At 43.0% G+C, this 21,143-nt stretch carries 18 protein-coding genes; 5 read left to right on the top strand and 13 right to left on the bottom strand.

Translation table 11 applies throughout. From position 1 onward, the window contains the following. Window positions 1-27 precede the first annotated feature (27 nt). On the top strand, window positions 28-300 hold the full coding sequence (gene yccX, locus R8N47_RS08020; RefSeq protein ID WP_017634611.1) for an acylphosphatase: 273 nt from the start codon (window positions 28-30) through the stop codon (window positions 298-300). 2 nt (window positions 301-302) lie between these two features. On the opposite strand, the gene R8N47_RS08015 is transcribed toward yccX, so the two are convergent. Further along, a complete protein-coding gene (locus tag R8N47_RS08015) occupies window positions 303-632 on the bottom strand; it encodes a TusE/DsrC/DsvC family sulfur relay protein (protein WP_005377396.1) in 330 nt (109 codons plus the stop codon). Window positions 633-1,540: 908 nt separating this feature from the next. Between R8N47_RS08015 and R8N47_RS08010 the strand changes: the two genes are divergently transcribed. Then, a complete protein-coding gene (locus R8N47_RS08010; RefSeq protein WP_047102337.1) occupies window positions 1,541-1,915 on the top strand; it encodes a chromosome partitioning protein ParB in 375 nt (124 codons plus the stop codon). Window positions 1,916-1,991: 76 nt separating this feature from the next. Here the strand turns inward: R8N47_RS08010 and R8N47_RS08005 are convergent, their stop codons facing one another. The 5 genes from R8N47_RS08005 to R8N47_RS07985 form a co-directional block, all read right to left on the bottom strand. Continuing rightward, a complete protein-coding gene (locus tag R8N47_RS08005; protein ID WP_025766607.1) occupies window positions 1,992-2,654 on the bottom strand; it encodes a Bax inhibitor-1/YccA family protein in 663 nt (220 codons plus the stop codon). 249 nt (window positions 2,655-2,903) lie between these two features. Beyond that, entirely contained in the window at window positions 2,904-3,653 is a 750-nt protein-coding gene (locus tag R8N47_RS08000) for an amino acid ABC transporter ATP-binding protein (RefSeq protein WP_017634609.1), read from the bottom strand. 23 nt (window positions 3,654-3,676) lie between these two features. Continuing rightward, window positions 3,677-4,774 (bottom strand): amino acid ABC transporter permease, encoded by a 1,098-nt coding sequence (locus tag R8N47_RS07995; RefSeq protein ID WP_005389988.1) that lies wholly within the window; start codon window positions 4,772-4,774, stop codon window positions 3,677-3,679. Window position 4,775: 1 nt separating this feature from the next. Next, window positions 4,776-5,981 carry an amino acid ABC transporter permease gene (locus tag R8N47_RS07990; protein ID WP_005377402.1) on the bottom strand — a complete coding sequence of 402 codons (1,206 nt, stop codon included), beginning with the start codon at window positions 5,979-5,981 and terminating at the stop codon, window positions 4,776-4,778. A 218-nt stretch (window positions 5,982-6,199) separates the two neighbouring features. Beyond that, window positions 6,200-7,228 (bottom strand): amino acid ABC transporter substrate-binding protein, encoded by a 1,029-nt coding sequence (locus R8N47_RS07985; RefSeq protein ID WP_064353946.1) that lies wholly within the window; start codon window positions 7,226-7,228, stop codon window positions 6,200-6,202. Between the two features lie 460 nt (window positions 7,229-7,688). Here R8N47_RS07985 and R8N47_RS07980 point away from each other — a divergent pair, with 460 nt between their 5' ends. Then, complete coding sequence (locus tag R8N47_RS07980) at window positions 7,689-8,609, top strand: bifunctional precorrin-2 dehydrogenase/sirohydrochlorin ferrochelatase (protein WP_064353945.1); 921 nt, start codon at window positions 7,689-7,691, stop codon at window positions 8,607-8,609. 101 nt (window positions 8,610-8,710) lie between these two features. On the opposite strand, the gene R8N47_RS07975 is transcribed toward R8N47_RS07980, so the two are convergent. Further along, window positions 8,711-9,193 (bottom strand): YajQ family cyclic di-GMP-binding protein, encoded by a 483-nt coding sequence (locus R8N47_RS07975; protein ID WP_053307109.1) that lies wholly within the window; start codon window positions 9,191-9,193, stop codon window positions 8,711-8,713. Window positions 9,194-9,214: 21 nt separating this feature from the next. Further along, entirely contained in the window at window positions 9,215-10,273 is a 1,059-nt protein-coding gene (locus R8N47_RS07970) for a 3-deoxy-7-phosphoheptulonate synthase (RefSeq protein WP_005377417.1), read from the bottom strand. Window positions 10,274-10,645: 372 nt separating this feature from the next. On the opposite strand from R8N47_RS07970, the gene R8N47_RS07965 reads away from it, so the two are divergent. Beyond that, window positions 10,646-11,143 carry a DUF4442 domain-containing protein gene (locus R8N47_RS07965; protein WP_213913939.1) on the top strand — a complete coding sequence of 166 codons (498 nt, stop codon included), beginning with the start codon at window positions 10,646-10,648 and terminating at the stop codon, window positions 11,141-11,143. 33 nt (window positions 11,144-11,176) lie between these two features. Here the strand turns inward: R8N47_RS07965 and R8N47_RS07960 are convergent, their stop codons facing one another. Beyond that, on the bottom strand, window positions 11,177-12,529 hold the full coding sequence (locus R8N47_RS07960) for a hypothetical protein (protein WP_005377421.1): 1,353 nt from the start codon (window positions 12,527-12,529) through the stop codon (window positions 11,177-11,179). Window positions 12,530-12,721: 192 nt separating this feature from the next. On the opposite strand from R8N47_RS07960, the gene R8N47_RS07955 reads away from it, so the two are divergent. After that, window positions 12,722-13,555, top strand: a complete 834-nt coding sequence (locus R8N47_RS07955; RefSeq protein WP_213913937.1) for a S1 RNA-binding domain-containing protein — start codon at window positions 12,722-12,724, stop codon at window positions 13,553-13,555. A 283-nt stretch (window positions 13,556-13,838) separates the two neighbouring features. On the opposite strand, the gene rsmF is transcribed toward R8N47_RS07955, so the two are convergent. The 4 genes from rsmF to R8N47_RS07935 all read right to left on the bottom strand — a co-directional run bounded on the left by rsmF (window position 13,839) and on the right by R8N47_RS07935 (window position 21,138). Then, entirely contained in the window at window positions 13,839-15,275 is a 1,437-nt protein-coding gene (gene rsmF, locus R8N47_RS07950) for a 16S rRNA (cytosine(1407)-C(5))-methyltransferase RsmF (RefSeq protein WP_213913935.1), read from the bottom strand. Window positions 15,276-15,425: 150 nt separating this feature from the next. After that, the gene (locus R8N47_RS07945; RefSeq protein ID WP_213913934.1) at window positions 15,426-18,074 is read right to left on the bottom strand and encodes an MlaD family protein; all 2,649 of its coding nucleotides are present in this window, start codon (window positions 18,072-18,074) and stop codon (window positions 15,426-15,428) included. Next, window positions 18,067-19,317, bottom strand: a complete 1,251-nt coding sequence (locus tag R8N47_RS07940) for a paraquat-inducible protein A (RefSeq protein ID WP_213913933.1) — start codon at window positions 19,315-19,317, stop codon at window positions 18,067-18,069. Before R8N47_RS07940 ends, R8N47_RS07945 begins: the two co-directional genes overlap by 8 nt. Window positions 19,318-19,341: 24 nt before the next feature. After that, window positions 19,342-21,138 carry an ABC transporter ATP-binding protein gene (locus R8N47_RS07935; RefSeq protein WP_005377431.1) on the bottom strand — a complete coding sequence of 599 codons (1,797 nt, stop codon included), beginning with the start codon at window positions 21,136-21,138 and terminating at the stop codon, window positions 19,342-19,344. Window positions 21,139-21,143: the final 5 nt, after the last annotated feature.

The following is a 21,143-nucleotide window of genomic DNA, read 5'->3' as shown; positions in this document are numbered from 1 at the left end:
CACTCAGAAAAAAGAAGCGGTACAAAGATGAACGTAAAGTGTGAGAGATTTATAGTAAAAGGTCACGTTCAAGGCGTCGGCTTTCGTTACCATACTTCCCATCAAGGATTGAAGCTAGGGTTAACAGGTTATGCGAAGAACCTAAACAATGGCGATGTTGAAGTGATGGCGTGTGGAACAGACGCGCAAATAGTTGCGTTTTCGGAATGGTTACAAGAAGGACCGCGAACGGCAACAGTAGAGCATGTGATGCAGGAGCCTGCGTCGTATAAGCCGTTACGCGGTTTTAAAATTTTATGAATCTACAAGCATTTAGCTGGCTTTGGTAGGCCGGCTAATTTGGTTGCTTGTTTGGCTGGTCCCTTTTTAAACAGCTTGAATAGATACTTACTGTTACCTTTTTCTGGGCCGTGCGCTTTTTCCATCGCTTTCACAAGCATACGCACTGCAGGGGAGGTATTAAACTCTTCATAAAAGTCTCGCACAAAATGCACAACTTCCAAATGAGCATCCGTAAGCTCGATGTCTTCTTCTTTTGCTAAAAGCTCAATCATACCTTCTTCCCATTGAGTATGATCCAATAAGTAGCCTTGAGCATCCGTTTCAATTTCTTTGCCGTTGTAAACGAACATAACGTTTTATCCGTTAAGTAAACATGGATGTTTATAGATTAGCGACAGCCGAGAATGTTCTCAACAAAAGAATCTCGAAGTCGTATCGAGCGAAGCAAAAGCGTACAAAGTAGTGGCCTATAACTGAATACTCTTAAATTATATTTTAAGCATAAATTTGTTTTTTTATTCGTGTTGTTAGAAAATTTTCGGGGTTGATATCGGTGGTTTTGCATTGTTATGCAATTCGCTTGGTGTGATTGATTTGTCAGTTATATTTATTGTTTTAGATAACTCGATCACAACGAATATAAACTAGTTTTAAATCAAAAGAATAAATTGAAAAAAATCGTTATGTTCACCCATGCTTAACAACAACACGGAGCAATTCAGGAGTGTATGGAGTGGTCGAATCTTTTCGTTTCCATTGGATGGGCGGTACTGCAAGCATGCTTTAGCATTTTCTCTTTTCTATGTCTGACGGGATTTGTAAAACATAATCCTATAAAACCGAAGTATGCTTGGTTGCAGTATATCTATGGGCCGTTACTTTTTTTGACTTGGGGAGTCATGTTAGTGACACCGATGATGTCGGCCTACATATTTTTTAGCGTAGCTGGTAAATCAGTAGTCTGGTTGCCCGCGCTCAAGATGTTCGGTTATTGGTGGGTTGCGTTTGGAGTATTTTGCTTCTTGTCATCAGTCGATGAGCGATTGCGAAGTCGCGGTTTGAATTAAGACAAGTTATACCCTGAAATCAGTTTACAAACTGAGAGAGGTGATTATAAAGCGCTCATACAAGCGATATAGCGATTGTTTGAGAATTAATAGCTTAAACGTTGTGTTTGTTTTCATAGACCGATATTCTCATTGGATTAATGAAAGCCTGTATTCAGGTTAGAAACAACAATGATGACAAGGAGTTAGTCATGTCGAAACAACGTTACATTGAGATTAATGACAATGTAAAATCCACTTGGTCCATCGAGCGAATTTGGCAACTTGCAGAATCCTTACCTGTAGAAGAAATTGCGATTGATGATATAAAAGGCCCAAATGAAGTGACTTGGTTTAGTCATGAAGGGCCACGGCCAACCTGCCGTGAAATTGCAAAACATTGCCAACGAATCAACAATGCTGATTTGTCGTATCCGGTAATCTTAACCAGTGACTATCGTGTTTTTGACGGTATGCACCGAATCGCCAAGCAAATCATGTTAGGAGAGGAAACGATCAAAGTGAGACGCTTTAGAGAAAATCCAGAAGCTGACGAAGTTATCGAGTTGTCAGTAGAGCAGGCGTAATACACTGAATTGCACACAAAGAAAAAGCCCGAAGGAATTACCTTCGGGCTTTTTTATTCTACTTAACGAGAAACGATTAATCGTCGTTCATAATACCTAGAATGCTTAGTAGGCTGATGAAGATGTTGTAGATTGATACATACAAAGTTACTGTCGCAGAGATGTAGTTTGTTTCACCGCCACGAATAATGCTTTGTGTTGTCATCAGGATCGCCATAGTAGAGAAAATGATAAACAAGCTGCTCAACGCCAAGTGTAAGAGGGTTGATTGAATAAAGAAGCTTGCAATCATGCCCACAACCAGCACAACAAATAGTGATAGCATTAAGCCACCCATCATCGATAGGTCACGTTTCGTTGTTAGTGCGTATGCCGATGCTGCCATGAAAGATAGTGCCGTACCACCGAGTGCGGTTAATACGATATCGCCCATGCCTGCACCAATGTACATGTTTAGAATAGGGCCAACGGTGTAACCTAAGAAGCCAGTAAATAGGAACGTAAACACAAGGCCAAGACTGTTGTTACGGTTTTTCTCTGTTAAGAATAATAGGCCGTAAAAACCAACCAGCATTAGGATGATACCTGGATGTGGAAGGTTAAATGCCATTGCAACGCCAGCAACGACTGCCGACCATAAAAGTGTCATTGAAAGTAGAGCGTAAGTATTACGCAATACTTTGTTCGTTTGTAGAGCACTTTCTTGAGTTGAAGTGCGGGTAAACATTGGACTGTTCATAATCTTCCTCGATAAGAGACTTTCTTTTAAGTACATTTATGGGATTGAAAGTTCAAAAAATCAAGCCCTAACCATACGTAACTTAGATAAAATAATAATAGAAATAAGATGTTATGTATTTGGCAACTTGTAACACAATATTACTGACTAGCATAGCTATATTGATTCTTACACAGATTTTTGAATTTAGTAACAAAAAGCACTGGCTTCATAGAAACCAGTGCTTTTTTATGTCGATTCGGCTAAATCTTAGTGGTGTAAGATTTGCGCTAGGAAATTTTGGGTCCTATCCGATTGAGGATTTTCGAAGAAATCAACAGGGTTGTTTTCTTCGATGATCTCTCCTGCGTCCATGAATATCACGCGATCGGCAACTTCTTTAGCAAAGCCCATTTCATGTGTCACACATAGCATAGTCATGCCTTCCTCGGCGAGTTCGACCATTACATCCAGTACTTCGCGAACCATTTCCGGGTCGAGTGCAGATGTTGGCTCATCAAAAAGCATGACTTTAGGGTTCATACACAAAGAGCGAGCAATCGCCACGCGTTGTTGCTGACCACCAGACAACTGACCGGGATACTTCTCCGCTTGGTCTGGAATTTTTACACGTTCCAGATATTTCATTGCAACTGCTTCTGCCTCATCTTTTGGCATCTTCTTCACCCAGATAGGCGCGAGCGTACAGTTTTCCAGTACGGTTAAATGAGGGAAGAGATTAAAGTGTTGAAAGCACATGCCCACTTCTCGGCGTACTGCTTCAATGTTCTTTAAGTCTTCAGTTAATTCCGTACCAGAGACGTAAATGCTGCCTGTTTGGTGCTCTTCAAGACGGTTAATACAGCGAATCATCGTTGATTTTCCCGACCCTGATGGACCACAGATAACGATTTTCTCGCCGCGCTTAACGTCGAGGTTAATATTTTTTAGTACGTGAAACTCACCATACCATTTATTCATGTCCTTCAATTGGATCATGTAGTCTTGTTGTTGCGTCATAATACGTCCTTGATCTTGATGAGTTATCGTTTGTGACCGGTATGAAGTTTGTTTTCAAGCCATATCGAATAGCGCGACATGCCAAAACAAAATACCCAAAACACTAACGCGACAAATACATAACTTTCTGTAGCAAAACCTAACCATTCAGGGTCGGTATTTGCTGCTTGTCCTATACCGAGTACGTCAAACATGCCAATGATGAGTACCAAACTGGTGTCTTTAAACAAACCGATGAAGGTGTTCACGATAGAAGGAATAGTAATCTTTAGCGCCTGTGGCAAGATAATCAGCCCAGTCTTTTTCCAGTAACTTAACCCAAGCGCATCAGCGGCTTCATATTGACCTTTCGGAATGGCTTGTAGACCACCGCGTACCACTTCTGCCATGTAAGCGGAGGCAAACATAACCACACCTATAAGGGCGCGAATCAGTTTATCTGTCTCTGAGCCTTCAGACATAAACAATGGAAGCATAACCGAAGCCATGAACAAAACCGTAATCAGAGGAACGCCACGCCAAACTTCAATGTAGACGGTACAAATGCTGCGAATGATCGGCATCTCTGAACGTCTACCAAGCGCAAGCACCACACCAATTGGCAATGAAACTACGATACCAACTAGCGCAATAATGAGTGTAACGAGTAGTCCACCCCACTTGTGTGTATCGACCACTTCTAGTCCAAAGACACCACCGTATAACAGCCCAGCGATGATGAATGGGTAGATGTTTACGAAGAAAAGCCAAATCCACATCCGTTTCGGTGTCTTCTCATACGCGAGTAAAACAGTAAATATGGCCAATGTGATATAGAAAAGGCGAGGGCGCCATAGTTCGGACTCTGGATAAAAACCATACATGAACTGCTCCCAGCGCACGCTGATAAATACCCAGCAAGCACCATCTCGGCTACAGTCGTCACGCGTTGAGCCAATCCAGTCTGCGTTAATAAACGCCCAATCCACGATATACCATATTGCAGTTACGACAATATACGCAAGAATGACAGTAACAATGGAATTGATAGGGCCATTAAATAGATTTTTCCGCATCCAACCAACGAAGCCTACAGTATTGGCGGGTGGTGGGAGATCCGGTTGAAATTGATGAGTACTCATATTATCTCTCCACCAGCGCGACTTTACGGTTATACAAGTTCATTAATGCAGACGTAATCAGACTTAATGTCAAGTACACGCCCATCGTCATCGCAATGATCTCAATCGCTTGTCCCGTTTGGTTCAGGGTAGTACCAGCAAACACAGAGACAAGATCTGGGTAACCAATCGCCATCGCTAACGATGAGTTTTTGGTGAGGTTGAGATATTGACTGGTTAAAGGTGGAATAATAATTCGTAACGCTTGAGGAATGACAACAAGCTTTAAAGTTTTCGAGCGTGGTAAGCCTAGCGACATCGCTGCTTCGGTTTGACCATGGCTAACCGCATTAATACCAGAGCGCACAATCTCAGCAATGAAAGAAGCTGTATAAACACTCAATGCCAAAAGTAGCGCAGCCAATTCAGGAATAATGCTAATACCACCTCGGAAGTTAAACCCTTTTAGTTCAGGATAATTCAGTGAAATTGGCATACCAGCAAGGAAGTACACAACCAATGGAAGGCCAACAACTAAACCCAAAACTATTCTTCCCATTGGGGTTTGTTGCCCGGTGAGACGTTGCTTATTATTCGCCCATACATTAATTAATAAGCTTGCGATTACCCCGAAGATTAACGCGGCAATAACGTAGCTACTGCCAGGTTCCATAGTCGGTGCAGGGAAATATAAGCCACGAACGTTCAGGAAAATAGCTTCACCAAGACTTAAGCTTTGGCGTGGTGAGGGTAATGCTTGAAGAACAGCGAAATACCAGAAGAATATTTGCAGAAGAAGGGGGATATTTCGGAAAGTTTCGATATAAACTGCCGCTAAACGACTAACTAACCAGTTAGAAGAAAGGCGGGCAACCCCCATGGTAAAGCCAATCACAGTAGCCAGAATAATACCTAATACGGAGACTAACGCCGTATTAAGAAGGCCGATGATAAATGTTCTACCGTAAGAGTACGTTTCATCGTATTCAATTAATGTTAACCCAATACCAAACCCGGCTTCTTGATTCAGAAAACCGAAGCCCGTTGCAATACCACGAGCATCTAAGTTATTGAGAGCGTTGTTTACAATCGTGTAAAAGAAAAATACCAGTGCAGCAATGGCAATGATCTGGAAAATAGCAGAACGAAAGGCAGGATTATAAATCAGGCTCTTGCTTCCGCTTGGTTTGGACATCGTACTTGGCGATGCATCTTGTGTCGGTTTCATACAGCGATAACCTCAAACCTTAGTTATAGATATCGGCCTGTATAACGAAGTTTCGTCCTTGCTGGCTAAAGAATAACTCTCTCATGTCTAGTGGCTTACGAACCTTTAAAGCCGTTCCACAAAGCGAGCGCTTTTCGCCATCCAATGAGCGATCCTTACTCATACAGTGAGATATAATCAAGAAAAAGGGCGGCATGAACCGCCCTGATTAACTCTTTCTATCGGATTGGTGGCGCGTACATAAAGCCGCCTGCATTCCATAGTGCATTAACGCCACGAGAGATTTCTAACGGCGAACCAGTACCGACTGTACGTTCGAAGCTTTCACCATAGTTACCAACTTGTTTGATAACTTGGTAGCCCCAATCGTCGCGGATACCCAACCCTTTGCCTTTAGGGCCATCAATACCAAGGATACGCTTGATGTTTGGATCTGTTGACTTCAGCATTTCATCCGCATTCTTCGAACTAATACCGTATTCTTCAGCGTTAATCATCGCAGACAATGTCCACTTAGCGATGTTAAACCATTGATCATCGCCTTGACGAACGACTGGACCTAGTGGCTCTTTAGAGATGATTTCTGGAAGAACGGCCGCAGAGGACGGATCTTTCAAATTCAAACGTAGTGCATAAAGGCCAGATTGGTCAGTTGTTAATACGTCACAGCGTCCCGCATCAAAACCTTTCGAAGTTTGCGCCGCTGTGTCGAATACCACAGGTTTGTACGCCATGCCTTGGTTGCGGAAATAATCTGCAAGGTTTAGCTCGGTTGTTGTACCTGATTGAACACATACCGACGCACCATCAAGCTCTTTAGCACTTGATATACCAAGTTCCTTCTTCACCATAAAGCCTTGACCGTCGTAGTAGTTCACACCTACGAAGTTTAGGCCCAGTGCAGTGTCACGGTGGAGAGTCCAGGTCGTGTTACGGGAAAGCACATCAATCTCACCAGATTGAAGCGCAGTGAAACGTTCTTTTGCGGTTAGGGGTACATATTTAACTTTCGTTTTATCCCCAAGAACGGCTGCAGCCAGTGCTTGGCAATATTCTACGTCGATACCTTCCCATTCGCCTTTTGAGTTAGGGTTAGAGAAACCAGGTAGACCGGTACTTACGCCACAAGTAAGAAAGCCTTGTTTTGTGACTTTGTCCAGAGTAGTGTCTGCTGCTTGAGCTGATGTTGCCATCATCGCAGTAGAAGCCGCTACGACGGAAGCAAGAACTGTGAGTTTATTTGCCATTTGTATCCTTCCTGTATGATCCATGTTTAATCAGGAGTGACCTGAAATAACGTGTCCAATTCGTTAGAGTTATCGTCCTACGTGATTGATTTTCGAAGAAACGGCATTCGATAGATCAACCAGTTATAAGCGTAGGAAAGGATCTGTTAATTCTCAAATATATAATTTAAATGAAGTTTTGAGAGAACTTACAAAGTGCCTTGAGATTTAGAATGACGAAATGTTAATTGTTTGTAAATAGTGCAATTCATGGACAATTTGGTGCATCAGAACAATCAATAGAAGAGTGAACAATACAAAAGAATAAAAAGTTGTTATTAAAACTGTCATTAGCTGAGCAAGGTGAAGTTCAGTAAAAATTCAAACAAAAATTATTTGTGATACCGAAACAGGGTGATGAGCTTGCCCCATTTTTGGTAGCATGGTCTACAACAGCTAATTAGAGTAATCATGGATTGAAATGCGATATTTTCCTCTGTTCTTAGATTTAATTAATAAACCCGTTCTCGTCGTGGGTGGCGGTGAGGTGGCAAGCCGAAAGGTGGAAGCGTTGCTAAAGGCTGGGGCGGATGTGACTATCGTTTCTCCGACGTTGGTTGATTTTCTGTCTAAACTTGCTTCTGAGCATCAACTGCGCTGGGTACAACGTTTCTATTCGAGTGACATTGTCACTAAAAGCTTTGTTCAAGTGTGGGCGACGACAGACAATCCTGAGCTAAATCACCAAGTGTACAAAGATGCTAAAGAGCTAGGCATCTTGGTTAACGTTGTGGATGATAAGCCTTACTGTGATTTCATCACGCCGTCTATGATTAATCGTGGCCGCATCCAAATCGCTATCTCTAGTGGTGGAGCTTCGCCAGTTTTAATTCGAAACATCCGTGAAAAACTTGAATCGATACTGCCACAAAACATGGGGTTGATGGCGGATTTTGCTAACTCAAAGCGAAACTCAATTAAAGAGGCGCTGCCTAGTGTCGATTTACGCCGCAAGTTTTGGGAGCAATTCTTCTCGAATCCCGAGGTGGAAAACGCGCGAGATAATCGTGAGTTAGAAGCAATTTACCAAGCGACCATGGCAACACCCTTAGATGAAAAGGGAAGTTGTACTTGGGTTCATGTTGGGAAAGATGTTGAGATGTTGCCAATAAAAGCCGTACGCTATATGCAACAAGCGGAGCTGGCTCTGTACGCAACTCGATGTGAAGCGAATGTGTTAGAACTAATACGAAGAGATGCAGAAAGAGAAGCTTTCTCGAGCGCTGCTGAGCTTTCGGATATGCTGGCCAAGGCTAAAGCTGAAAAGCTTCGAATTTGCGTGTTCATACCACAAGGAACGAGCGAATTCGTATTGCTGCAAGGACAGGACTTAGTTATCTAGCAATGCCAAATGCTAAAGTGGATACGTAGTTCGTTACACTAAAGCCAATAAAAAACGCCAGCGGATTATGCGCTGGCGTTTTTATTTACTTCTCAGATTGATTAATCACGGAAGTTGTTAAACTGGAATGGGATACCCATCTCTGCTTCACGAATCGCTGCCATTGTCGCTTGCAGGTCGTCGCGTTTCTTACCAGTAACACGTACTTTTTCGCCTTGAATAGAAGCTTGTACTTTTAACTTTGCGTCTTTGATAAGTTTCACTACTTTTTTCGCCGTTGGAGTATCAATACCTTGGCGGAAAAGCAGAGTTTGGTGCCAGTTTTTACCAGTAACGTCTGGGTCTTGTGCATCCATTGCGTTCGCGTCAATGTTACGCTTCGCTAAGTGGCCGCGTAAAATGTCGCGCATTTGCTTAAGTTGGAAGTCACCTTCCGCAGACATTTTTACGTTTTCTTCTACTAGCTCAAAGCTCGCATTTACGTTGCGGAAATCGAAACGAGTAGACAATTCACGGTTAGCGTTATCAACGGCGTTACGTAGTTCAACCGTATCGATTTCAGAAACAATATCAAACGATGGCATGAAGATTCCTTGATTATTTTGTTATAGGGACTTTCGGGACTTAACAGCGCTTGCCAGCATATCTAGCATTGTAGCAGTGTCTTCCCAACCTAGGCATGGATCTGTAATAGACTGACCATACGTTAGGTTATTGATGTCAGTCATTGGCTGATTGCCTTCAAGAATAAAGCTTTCAGCCATGATACCCGCTATACGAGTGCTGCCTGACTTAATTTGGTTACAAATGTCCTGAGCTACGTCGATTTGTTTTCTGTGTTGCTTCTGACAGTTTGCATGGCTGAAATCCACAACCAAACGTTGTGGCAATCCAAACTCAGCTAAAGCATCACATGCTTGTTTGACTGATGCTTCATCAAAGTTAGGGCCTTTTTCTCCACCGCGCAGAATAATATGACCGTAAGGGTTGCCACTTGTGCGGTAAACCGTCATTCGACCGTTCTTATCTGGCGAGTAGAAGTAATGCGATGCTTTCGATGCGCGAATTGCATCAATTGCAATTTTTACGTTGCCATTTGTGCCATTTTTGAAACCAACTGGGCAAGATAGTGCCGACGCCATTTCACGGTGAATTTGTGATTCCGTTGTGCGAGCACCAATCGCGCCCCAAGTGATCAAATCTGCGATGTATTGACCAGTGATCATATCAAGAAACTCAGTAGCAGTCGCAAGACCAAGCTTGTTGATATCCAGTAGTAGTTTACGAGCTTTATGAAGACCAGCTTCAAGTGCGTAAGAACCATCTAGGTTAGGGTCCGTAATCAAACCTTTCCAACCAACTACTGTACGAGGCTTTTCAAAGTAAGTACGCATCACGATAAATAGCTCGTCTTTGTACTTGTCTTGGATTTCACTCAGACGAGTGGCGTAATCAATGGCAGCTTCAGTGTCGTGAACAGAACACGGACCTACAATCGCAAGAAGGCGATTGTCTTCACCCGATAAAATGTTTTCAATCTGACGACGAGATTGAGCGATACGGTCTGCAACGTCATCCGTAATAGGATGTACACTACCTAGCTCTGCTGGGGTAGGCATTGGACCCAAAGGTTGGGTTCTCAATTCATCTGTTTTTATAGGCATGTTATAGCTTTATTCTCTATTGCGAAGGGGTAAAGATAACGGAATTACAGGCAGGAATAAACCGTTTCACGGGAATCTTCGCCAGGAAATACCGAATTGTATACAAAGGTGTAGGTATTCATTTAAATGACTTATGTATAAATGACAAAACTTGATCATTAAATCAATATATATACATTTGAATTTATAACCATTTTATCTATCTCGCTGTAAGGTAATCTAAGTAACTGCGATAAACTTCATACCTCACGTGTGACGCCGTCACTTCCTGAAGGTTAAATAACTCGTGAGATCGAGCTTTTGTTAACATTTCTTTGACATCTATTTCTTTCGTTGATTAACTGGTCTGACTAGATTGGTAAGGAGACCAAAATGTTATCAGCTCTACGTCGTGCGAATTTGTATCTAAATCTGTTTGGCTTTTCAAAAGTGCCGCTGATTTGGCTTTGCCACCCTAAAATCATTGCGATAGATAGCAAGCATGTTGAGGTTCGTATCCCATTGCGCAGAAGGACGAAGAACCACCTGAATAGCATGTATTTCGGCGCTTTAGCCGTTGGCGCTGATGTTGCTGGTGGTTTTCTTGCTATGAGTAAAGCGCAAGAAAAGGGAGAAGCGATCTCGCTGGCATTTAAAGGGGTGAAAGCCGAGTTTTTAAAGCGCCCGGAAGCCGATGTGCACTTTGTTTGTAACGATGGTCATGTCATTGATGAGATGCTCGAGCACACCTTGGCAACGGGTGAACGAGTAAATCGTGACGTAAAAATTGTCGCGCTGTGTCCTAACTTACATGGTGACGAGCCAATGGCTGAATTCTCGCTTACTCTTTCGATAAAAAAAGCAGCCCAACAAAGAAAAGATGCTGCCTAGTGGTTTGTGGCTCGTTTGTTTAAAGGCGTTGGCTTAATTGAGTTCAATCTTCTCGATAGAGACGATTTTGGAGCGATTTAAGACCACTTTCCAGCGGTAATAAACAGGCTCATCGGTGTGGTTGTCCTCTTTGACAATCACATTGAGCAAATGACGTTTCTCTACTGACTCTTTGGTTACTTGACCTTCATTTAAACGGTAAACTCGGTTTGAGCTTTTATCCATCAAGCGGATGATAGGGCGTAAACTGATGTTCAATGTTTCTCTCGTTTGTTCGTAACCACTCAAGAAAAGAGAGGTCGCCATTTCGGTTTTCTCGTGATAATGAAGAATCTGCTCTTCACGTTGAACGACGCGTTTTTTACGTATTCTTTGAATCTTATCCGGCAAGCTACTTAAGGTACGATAATCGAGCCACTCCAATTTTTTGCCAACCACTTTTTTCGTCGTTGGATCAACATACTTCTTACGCCATTTTGGCTTGCCTTTACGGATCCATCGCCACATAGCATCGCGTAAATCATCTTTAAAGATTTCTCGTAAAGCGTAAATAAAAGACATCGCGATAATGAATGAGGCAGAAATTTCCCCCAGATAATCGCGAGCGAGAATCACTGTCGAGGTCACGACAACCATCACTAAACCGGTTGCAATACCTTTGATAGCGCGCTTAATGTTATTACCCATCGATATGGTTTCTTCACGAAGCACGATAGGGTGTTCAATCAATCGCCTTAGCAAGCGCATTTTGTTAGATAGGCGAGTAACGTCTTCAACGACTCTTGATGAGTTGTATTTGTTGAGTTTACGATGGGCTTGCTCTTTCTCACATAGCGTGATCAGGCGCTTCTTGATCGTGCCATAGTCGCCTTCACGTGGGAGATGAGCCACCAGTGACAGGAACTTTTGCTCGGTATACCAAGACAGATAGTTATCGATGTTAACGTAGTAGCGTTTTAAGTTCTCTTCATAAGGAATAGAACGCCGCAAGCGCTTTAAGATCTCAAGCGTGAGCTCGATAACTTCGTCCACTTCATCTTCCGTTACGGAGTTGTTCTCATGCTTGTTTAAACTTGCTACCGCTTTGTCTAGCGCGATAACGTATTGGTAAGCGAACAAACTCAAACTTACTCGGTATTGCTGATTCGACAGGCGTCCACGCTTGGCAAGTCGACTGTGTACTAGCGGAAGAAGGATTTCAGTACTGTAATAAGATCGTTGCTGTGTGATTGAGGTGTAATAAAATTCGGATTCACTGATGATATCGGCGTTTAAACCAAGCTCACCAGGTATAAAAAAGTAAATATCTAGGTCGACACTTTTGCTCTTTGCGAGTGCATGACTGATTTTTAATGTTATTGAGTCTTGTTTATCGACGGTGACCAAAGAAAGCTCCTGACTTTGCTAAAGCATTCTTAACTTATGCGTTCCGTTGAGCAGGTAAGTATAAGAGTGCTAAAAGAGTGACTGGGGCATATAGCTGAACGACAACAGCATAACAGAGCACTATGCTTTTCTCTCTGATTTTCTTGTTAGTTTAGGTATAATTCTACGTAAATTTAAAAAGAGACAAAATCAATGATTAAAATTGGTCAAATTAACAGCTTAGAAGTCATTAAAAAGGCTGATTTTGGCGTATTTCTGGATGGCGATGATTACGGTTCTGTTCTACTACCTAGTAAGTATGTACCAGGGGGTACTGAAATTGGTGAGCATGTAGACGTATTTCTGTACTTCGATTCAGAAAGCCAACTTGCTGCGACCATTGAAAGACCAATTGCCCAAGTGGGTGAATGGGGTTTAATGAAGATTGAGGGTGTGAACGCGACAGGTGCTTTTGTAAATTGGGGCATCAAAGAAAAGGACTTACTGATTCCTTTTAGTGAGCAACGCACTCGCTTCTCTGCCGGACAAACCATTTTAGTGTATGTTTATACCGACAAAGCGTCAGGTCGCATTGTTGGTACGACTAAGTTCAATAAATGGTTAGATAAAACTCCAGCGAATTATGAAGTTAACGAACAAGTTGATTTGATCATCGCAGAGCGTAGTCAACTTGGTTATAAAGCTATCGTTAACGGTAAGCATTGGGGCATGATTTTCCCATCGGATGTTTTTGGTAAGCTTTACATCGGTAAAAAGCTGAAAGGCTTTATTAAGCACATTCGTGAAGATGGTAAAATCGACCTTGCTCTACAAAAAGTAGGTGTGGCGAAAATGGACGATCTTTCTAGTAAGATCCTTGACCTGCTAGAGAAGAAAGGCGGATTTTTGCCTTTGAATGACAAGTCGTCTCCTGAAGCGATTTTTGATGCTTTCCGCACAAGTAAAGGGACTTATAAAAAGACCATCGGTGGCTTATACAAGCAGGGTAAAATTGTCATTGAGAAAGACGGTATTCGTATAGCGTAGTCCAAACTCACGTATAGTGGAACTACAGCCAAAAAAACGGCCCAAACTTTTCCTTTTTTTGGGCCTAGGGGAAACGGCTCCGCAGAGCCTGCGCTAAACTTGTCCAACAATAATTTTGTTGGTGAACATAGAGAGAAATGCCACATCAAAGCATTACTTTGATACAACTAGTTTAGTACAGCGTGTCCGGATCGCTAGCGAGCCCACTTGCTTTCATACTTACGAATTAAAAAGCCATCGCAAATACGATGGCTTTTCATTTATTTATGGTTCGTTACGTCTTTTAAAATAAGTTCTTATCTCGTACTAATTCGCGAGGGAGACCATTCTTTATTCGGTTGCTTACCCACTTGCCAAGGCCAATAACTGCGCCTTGATAGGTGACAAGCACTTCGCCTTTACCTGTTTTCATTCCCTCAGGAATGGTTTGTGGGCGAACATCACGCCCCATGTACCATTCGCGCGCTTCTTCAATACTGAGTTCAATGGCGTTGCTTTCAGAACCTGTCGCCAGGGCAGTCGCGACTTGGTGTTGCCAACGGTAGCCATTTTTATGGGCTTCCGCGATCTTTATACCCATACGGGAGAAGCGTAATTCGCCGATCATCGCTTCTAAAGCATTAGGGAATAACCAGACATCTTTATCGCGAAGCCATACAGAACTGTCATTTGGAAGTTTAATACCTAACGCGCTTTGGAGTTGTTGAGCAATTTCTGTCGATTCTTTTTTTGAAGTTTTAGCAAAGGGGAATTTCCCCATGCGCTTTTTGACTTCTGGCGCCTCAACAGCAGCCTGTTTGCGAATTCTTGCAACAAAGAACCCTTCACTGTCGTAGACCTGCGGGAAAATATGCAAAAAGCCTTCTTCAGTTAGAGCTGCCTCTGCGTTTTCAAACAAGTTCTCAAGGCTTTCAAACTCTACAGCATCCCCAAAGGTTTCTTTCAAGTGTTGACAAACTTGTTGGTTTTCTTCTGTACTGAGCGTACATGTTGAGTAAACCATCACACCACCGGGCTTTAATGCATGGAAGGCGCTTTCAATAAGATCTTTCTGTGTGTCAGCGATGTCGAGTACGGAAGCTTGCGTCCAGTTTTTCATCGCATCTTCGTCTTTGCGAACGGTGCCTTCTCCAGAGCAAGGCGCGTCGAGCAAAACCGCATCAAATTGTTCTGGTAGCCAACCGCCAAAAACGCGTCCATCGAAGTTACTTAGTGCGGCGTTACGTACCCCACAACGTTCCACATTAGCGTGCAGTACTTTTACACGACTTGCGGCGTATTCATTGGCCACAAGTACACCTTCGTTGTTCATTAAAGCTGCAATTTGAGTGGTTTTTGAGCCTGGAGCGGCTGCGGTATCTAACACGGCATCGTAAGATTCATCATTCATAAACAGAGCAGATACCGGCATCATCGAACTGGCTTCTTGAATGTAGAATAAGCCAGACATGTGTTCTGCTGTGTTGCCTAATGGTACAACTGACTCATCCGCTTCAATCCAAAAACCTGTGTCACACCAAGGCACAGGAGAAAGCTTCCAGCCTTTTGTTTCTGCTCGTTCTAGAAACGCTTCAACACTGATCTTCAACGTATTAACTCGAATACTTTTGCGCAGTGGCTTTTGGCACGAAGCGATAAAGTCTTCCATGTTGAGGTGAGCAGGAAGGATGGTTTGGATTTTTTCCAGAAACGCGTCTGGGATGTAAACATTAGGATGCAATGTGGGATCTCGTTTGCAGAATTTGTGGCAAATAATATACGAAAGCGAAGCAGAAACGAATAGTGACAAGGGCCGAGCAATAAAAAAGAGCAGCGATTGCTGCTCTTTTAAAGTGATCAAACTTCAATTGTACGTGAATTGAGCTTTATTCTACGGCTTAGGAATCGCTGTACGCCATTGAGTCCAACCTTCTTCAGCTTGTGGATACAAAAAGAAAGATTGCCCACTCTTTGCCGCTGGTGGAATAGTCGATTGCTCTGGCGTTGAAAACGCAATTCCTCCGCGAACTAAACTATCAAAGGTTCCCGCTTTGATGTTAGCGCCGGTAAGCCCGATGGAAACATCTACTCCTGAAACATTCCAGAACACACTGTTTTGACGAACGAGGTAAGCATATTCAGGCTGTATTTTGATAGTCGTGACGATGCGATCAGCAAATTCTCCTAGGCTTACGTCGGTCACTTGGCCAACTTCCATCTGGCGGTAAAGGATAGGGGTACCGACTTGTACTGAGCCTCTTTGTTCACTTTGTAACGTAAACATGATTCCATGCACGCGTTCTGAACTATTTTCTAACTGAAAATCAAATTTGGCTTTACCTTTACCTGGTTCAACACTGATGGATTTCGACACCAACGCTCCGAGGTTTTTAACGCCACCTAAACCAATTTCTGGTTCAGTTAGCCAAAAATGTGAACCTTCAACCGCAATGTTTTCTACGTATTCAGGTAGGATCCTTGCAGTGACTTCAACCATGTTACGACGAAAATTCGGTACAACCAGAGTGATTTCACCAACTTTAACACCTTGATATTCAATCGGCATTCCTTTAGCAATCTCTTGCGAACCGTCGGTTTCTAAAGCAATGACGCGCCCAAACTTGCGAGCGGTTTTTTGATCAGAATACAGCTTCCAGTTTTCTCCGATTTTGTTTTCAACGCCTGGCACGGAGTCAAAAGCGATGCCACCTTCGATTAACGACTTCAAAGGGTGTGCTTTCACACTGACGCCAGCTAATGATGCATCTATCTCAATCCCTGAACGATTCCAAAAAACGGTTTTTGGCGTTACAAGATAAGCGAAGCGGTTTTCGATAGTAGCCTTAATTAGTACTCCGCCATCAACTAGTTGGAAATCGGAGACGTTACCAACTGGAAGATTACGATAGAGTAGAGGACTGCCTTTGGAAATCGGCGGCAATTCAGAAGCAAATAGTGTTAGCGCCCTAGAGCCACTTTGATTGTACTGCGCCAATTCAGCCAATGATTCATTTTGGAACAGTTGATACTCTTTTTGAATATCTTGCTTGCCTTCGCTCACAAAACTAATTGACCCAGTTAACAACTGCTTTGCTGGAGGAACGGTAACGCTGAGCCCGGATTCAGTTAACTCTGCTGATGCACTGCCGGTTACATAAAAACGATTGTTTGATTTGATCAGATGTTTGTATTCATGGTCAATCAATACATCCATAAATACTTCGTGTTGTGATTTTTTATCTTCCTTAACTAGGCCCACTTTGATGATTGAACCAACAACGATGCCTTTATAAAGTACATTGGCACCGCTATCTAGGCCAAACGAATTGTCGGACACCAACCGAATCGCGATGGACTTTTCTTGCTGTTGGTTAAACACGTTTTTACGAATGGCAGTAAAGCGGCGAGAGCGTTCACCCGCGCCCGGCACGATCGTTAAGAAGTTTCCTCGCACTAAATTAGCAATGTTTTCAACACCAGAAAGGGACACTTTTGCTTCTTCTAAGACAAATCGAGTACCTGTCGTCAGCATGTCACTAAAAGCGGGTTGAATTGCCGCTGACGCCAATATCACTTCTCGGCCTTCGGAAAGGCTCAAGTCCGTAACTTGGCCAATTTCGATTCCGCGATACATAATTGGAGCGCCTTCTCCGCTGATCTTGCTGTCATCAGGTAGGACGATTTTAACCGCGATGCCTCGACCAGCAGTTTTCAAATCTTTATACAAACGGAACTCGGTGTTCTCTTCTACAGGTTCACCATCATCCGGAGAGTCGACGGCGATGGCGCCACCTAGTAAGGCACTCATGCTTTCTAGTCTTACATCGACACCTTCAAAACCGATGCTGGCACCAATTCCACTGACGTTCCAGAATCGACTGCGGTTGTTAATGATATGTCGGTATTGATCCTGAATGTTGGCTTGAATAGTGATAGATTTTGCATCTTCATCTAGCTGGTAACTGTACACTTCACCGATTGGGATTTTCTTATAAACAATTTGAGAGCCAACCGATACACCACCTAAATCACGGCTTTTGAGCTTAATATTCAAACCTTGAGAAACGCGTAAATCTGTTGGGGCAGAGTCTAACGCATGGAATGTTGTCTCAAACTCTTGACCATCTCCGGGTTGAATCGAGATGTAGTTACCTGAGACGAGCGCATCCAGTCCGGAAACTCCCGTTAGGCTAGCTGTTGGTTTTACTAACCAAAAGCGTGTTTTATCGTTCAGTAACTTTGCAGCTTCAGGATAGATATCAGCATCGACATAAATACTGCCGAGATCTTCGGTGAGGTTAATGTCTCTTACCATGCCGACTTCTAATCCTTGGTAACGGATAGTGGTTCGGCCGGCGACCAGACCAGCGGCATCAGAAAAATAGATTTGCACTCGTTGTCCTGCATCGTGTATCGACTTCACCACAAGCCAGCCAGCTAAGACCATGGTCAAAATTGGCAACAGCCAAAGAGGAGATATGCCTTTACTCCGCTTTACATCTGGTACGTATGACGTTTGAGAACTGTTCTGATCACTCATTCATTGACTCTTTTTCTGATTGTTTTGGGCTTGTTTGGTCCCAGATTAGCCTTGGATCAATACTTTCTGCTGCAAGCATGGTCAACACTACGACAACACCAAATGCTACGGCGCCATATCCTGGTGTGAAATCCAGTATCTGACCACGATCGACTAAAGTCATCATGATAGAAATAACAAACAAATCCATCACAGACCATTTACCGATCCATTTAACAACAAAGTAAACCATCATTCGTTGTCTCTTAAACACCGAACGTTTGAATTGGATGCAAAGCATGATGTAGGCGAGCCCAAGTATTTTAATCACCGGGACAACGATACTGGCAACAAAAATGATCGCAGCGATTCCATACATGCCGCTTTTTACCAAACCAGCCACGCCTGAAAAAATAGTGTCCTCCAAACGCTTACCATTGGTAAGCAAGATGGAAATAGGGATCAGGTTAGCAGGGAAGATGGCGACCGTTGCTGCGATGAGGTAAGCCCATGTTTTCTGAATGGAGTTTGGCTTACGATGATATAACTCGTGATGACAACGCTGGCAATGGTCACCTTCAGGTTGGGACAAGTGGCATTCATGGCAATGCACATCTTTATGCTCAAAAGCATATAAACTTTCTGGCTTCCAAGCTTCCCAATAACGACGCACGCTGATTCTTGAAACTAACAAAACGGTAAATATCTGCAAAAGAGCCAGACCAATTAACCCTGGACCGACGAAAATGTCGGAATAATCTTGGAGTTTAAAACAGGAAATGGCGATGCTAACTAAGAACACATCCAACATAACCCAATGCTTCAAATGTTGAATTAGCCACAGTGAGATACGAAGCCCACGGAACCATCGTTGATGTAAAGAAATATGCGCCGTTACCACTGAAACACAAACCGTCAGTGGCGCTAGAGAGCTACAAAATAGAATGAGCAATGAAAGAAGAACAAATCCTTCTTCCATCAATGTGATCATCCCTGAAGGCAGGGTTGCCGGAATCATCACACCAAAGAGTCGGATGCTAATAAAGTTAAAAAAGTGCGATGGAATAAATAGTAGGATACAGGTTATCGCGACGGCTAGATTACCAGAGAGGCTAGGGCTACCTCCGCGATATAATTGTGTACCACAACGAGGGCAGTGTGCATTTTTGCCATGGGGTAAGTCGACGATGTCGACAGGCAATTCACAACCTTGGCACAAACGTACGTTATTGGGTTGCATGGCGTGCTTAGACAGAGAGGTCATAACGACCTCTCTAGCTTGAACGATTTAAGCGTGGGACTGTATGCCCCCATATAAGGTTTGATATAAGCCTTCTTGCTCAACTAACTCACCATGAGTACCTGTTTGCGTCACTTTCCCATCTTCAAGCACGTAGATCAAATCGGCTTGTTTCACAGCGGATAGTCGGTGCGCAACGATTAATGTTGTTCTACCACGTAAGAACTCGGTCAGTGCTTTGTGTAAAGCCGCTTCAGTAGCGGTATCTAGCGCAGACGTGGCTTCGTCTAAAATAACAAATTGAGGATTACTCAGCACCATTCTAGCAATGGCAAGCCGTTGTCGTTGACCTCCTGACAAACGAATGCCATTACGACCAACTTGAGTATCCAAGCCGTGGTTAAGTTGAGAAATTACATCATGCAGCTGAGCCACTTCAAGCGCACGCCAAAGTGACATTTCGTCAAAATTCCCACCAAGCGTTAGATTATGCCTCAAGGTATCGTTAAATAGTATAGGTTGCTGTAATACCACGGCAATTTTGTCGCGAATTACTTCAAAACCAATATCTTCTGTTAATTCATCATTAAAGCGAATGCTACCGGAGTTTTGACGGTAAACCCCAATAAGTAATTGTATCAAGGTTGACTTACCACCGCCGCTTGCACCAACCAACGCCACTTTCTTTCCTGCCGGCATATGTAAAGAAAGATTATCTAGGACTTTGTTTTCATTATTGTAAGAGAAATTAATGTTTTCTACTTTAACATCAACTTCTCTACCTTCTTTGAAAGGATTTACCTTAGGAACCGGTCTCTGCTCTTCTTCTAACTCTAATAAGTCGTTGATGCGTTTTAATGCGGCTTTAGCGCTGTACCAAGAAAACTGAATCCCAAGCAACTCTTGAACAGGAGAAAGCATGAACCATAGGTAACCAAAAACGGCAAATATTTGGCCAATAGTAAGATCACTGAACATGACCATTAACATTGCGACAGCTCTGAATAATTCAAAGCCGATCAAAAAGAGAAGAAAAGAAACGCGACCAGCCGCTTCAGATTGCCAAGCATACTTGTCTGCATCAACGCGAACTTGGTTCGCACTGTCTTTGAGTTGCTGGAGAAATTCTCGCTCTTTATTGGCCGCGCGTAGTTGGTAGATTCCATCTAATGTTTCAACTAAACGGTTTTGGAAAATTTCAAAAGAATGATTTTCCTTCCGTTTCAGATGTTTAACCATACTGCCTAGTTTACGTGAGAAGTAAATGACAATAGGGTTAACTAACAGGATAAACAGACCAAGTCGCCAATCGAGCCAAAGTAGAACGATAGCAGTACCAATAACAGTCAGAAAACTGATAACGAATTTTGCTAACGTAGAACCAATAAATTTATCAATGGTCTCAATGTCAGTGATAAGGTGTGCGTTGATTCCTCCGCTACCTTTGGTCTCGTATTGTCGGATGCTGATACGGCCGAGTTTGTCGATCATTTTACTGCGCATCTCAAACGTGATGGTTTTTGAAACAAGCGTAAATTGTCGGCTTTGAAGGATATTTAATCCTTGGCTCGCAGCTCGCATAAGAACAACCAAGAACAGGGTGAAGAAAATATAGCCTGTCGGAGTGTGCCACGCTTCAGGGAGAATGGCATTCATGGCATCTAAGCCTTTTGCAGGTTGGTCCAATAAGACCTCATCAACCATCAAAGGCATGAGGAGGGGAATTGGAACACTAATCAAGGTTGCAAGCACCGCTATCAAGTTCGCTATGATCAGCTTGGACTTGTGCTTTTTTACTTGTGTTATCAACCAAGAACGGCTAATAGTGTCATTTTTCAGAAGCATTGTAA

Source organism: Vibrio sp. 2132-1, assembly GCF_033344315.1.
This window is presented reverse-complemented; position numbering and strand designations above follow the sequence as displayed.

Coding starts and splice junctions, on each gene's coding strand:
- yccX (WP_017634611.1), top strand. CDS start 28: ATGAACGTAAAGTGTGAGAGATTTATAGTAAAAGGTCACGTTCAAGGC.
- R8N47_RS08015 (WP_005377396.1), bottom strand. CDS start 632: ATGTTCGTTTACAACGGCAAAGAAATTGAAACGGATGCTCAAGGCTAC.
- R8N47_RS08010 (WP_047102337.1), top strand. CDS start 1,541: ATGTCGAAACAACGTTACATTGAGATTAATGACAATGTAAAATCCACT.
- R8N47_RS08005 (WP_025766607.1), bottom strand. CDS start 2,654: ATGAACAGTCCAATGTTTACCCGCACTTCAACTCAAGAAAGTGCTCTA.
- R8N47_RS08000 (WP_017634609.1), bottom strand. CDS start 3,653: ATGACGCAACAACAAGACTACATGATCCAATTGAAGGACATGAATAAA.
- R8N47_RS07995 (WP_005389988.1), bottom strand. CDS start 4,774: ATGAGTACTCATCAATTTCAACCGGATCTCCCACCACCCGCCAATACT.
- R8N47_RS07990 (WP_005377402.1), bottom strand. CDS start 5,981: ATGAAACCGACACAAGATGCATCGCCAAGTACGATGTCCAAACCAAGC.
- R8N47_RS07985 (WP_064353946.1), bottom strand. CDS start 7,228: ATGGCAAATAAACTCACAGTTCTTGCTTCCGTCGTAGCGGCTTCTACT.
- R8N47_RS07980 (WP_064353945.1), top strand. CDS start 7,689: ATGCGATATTTTCCTCTGTTCTTAGATTTAATTAATAAACCCGTTCTC.
- R8N47_RS07975 (WP_053307109.1), bottom strand. CDS start 9,193: ATGCCATCGTTTGATATTGTTTCTGAAATCGATACGGTTGAACTACGT.
- R8N47_RS07970 (WP_005377417.1), bottom strand. CDS start 10,273: ATGCCTATAAAAACAGATGAATTGAGAACCCAACCTTTGGGTCCAATG.
- R8N47_RS07965 (WP_213913939.1), top strand. CDS start 10,646: ATGTTATCAGCTCTACGTCGTGCGAATTTGTATCTAAATCTGTTTGGC.
- R8N47_RS07955 (WP_213913937.1), top strand. CDS start 12,722: ATGATTAAAATTGGTCAAATTAACAGCTTAGAAGTCATTAAAAAGGCT.
- R8N47_RS07945 (WP_213913934.1), bottom strand. CDS start 18,074: ATGAGTGATCAGAACAGTTCTCAAACGTCATACGTACCAGATGTAAAG.
- R8N47_RS07940 (WP_213913933.1), bottom strand. CDS start 19,317: ATGACCTCTCTGTCTAAGCACGCCATGCAACCCAATAACGTACGTTTG.
- R8N47_RS07935 (WP_005377431.1), bottom strand. CDS start 21,138: ATGCTTCTGAAAAATGACACTATTAGCCGTTCTTGGTTGATAACACAA.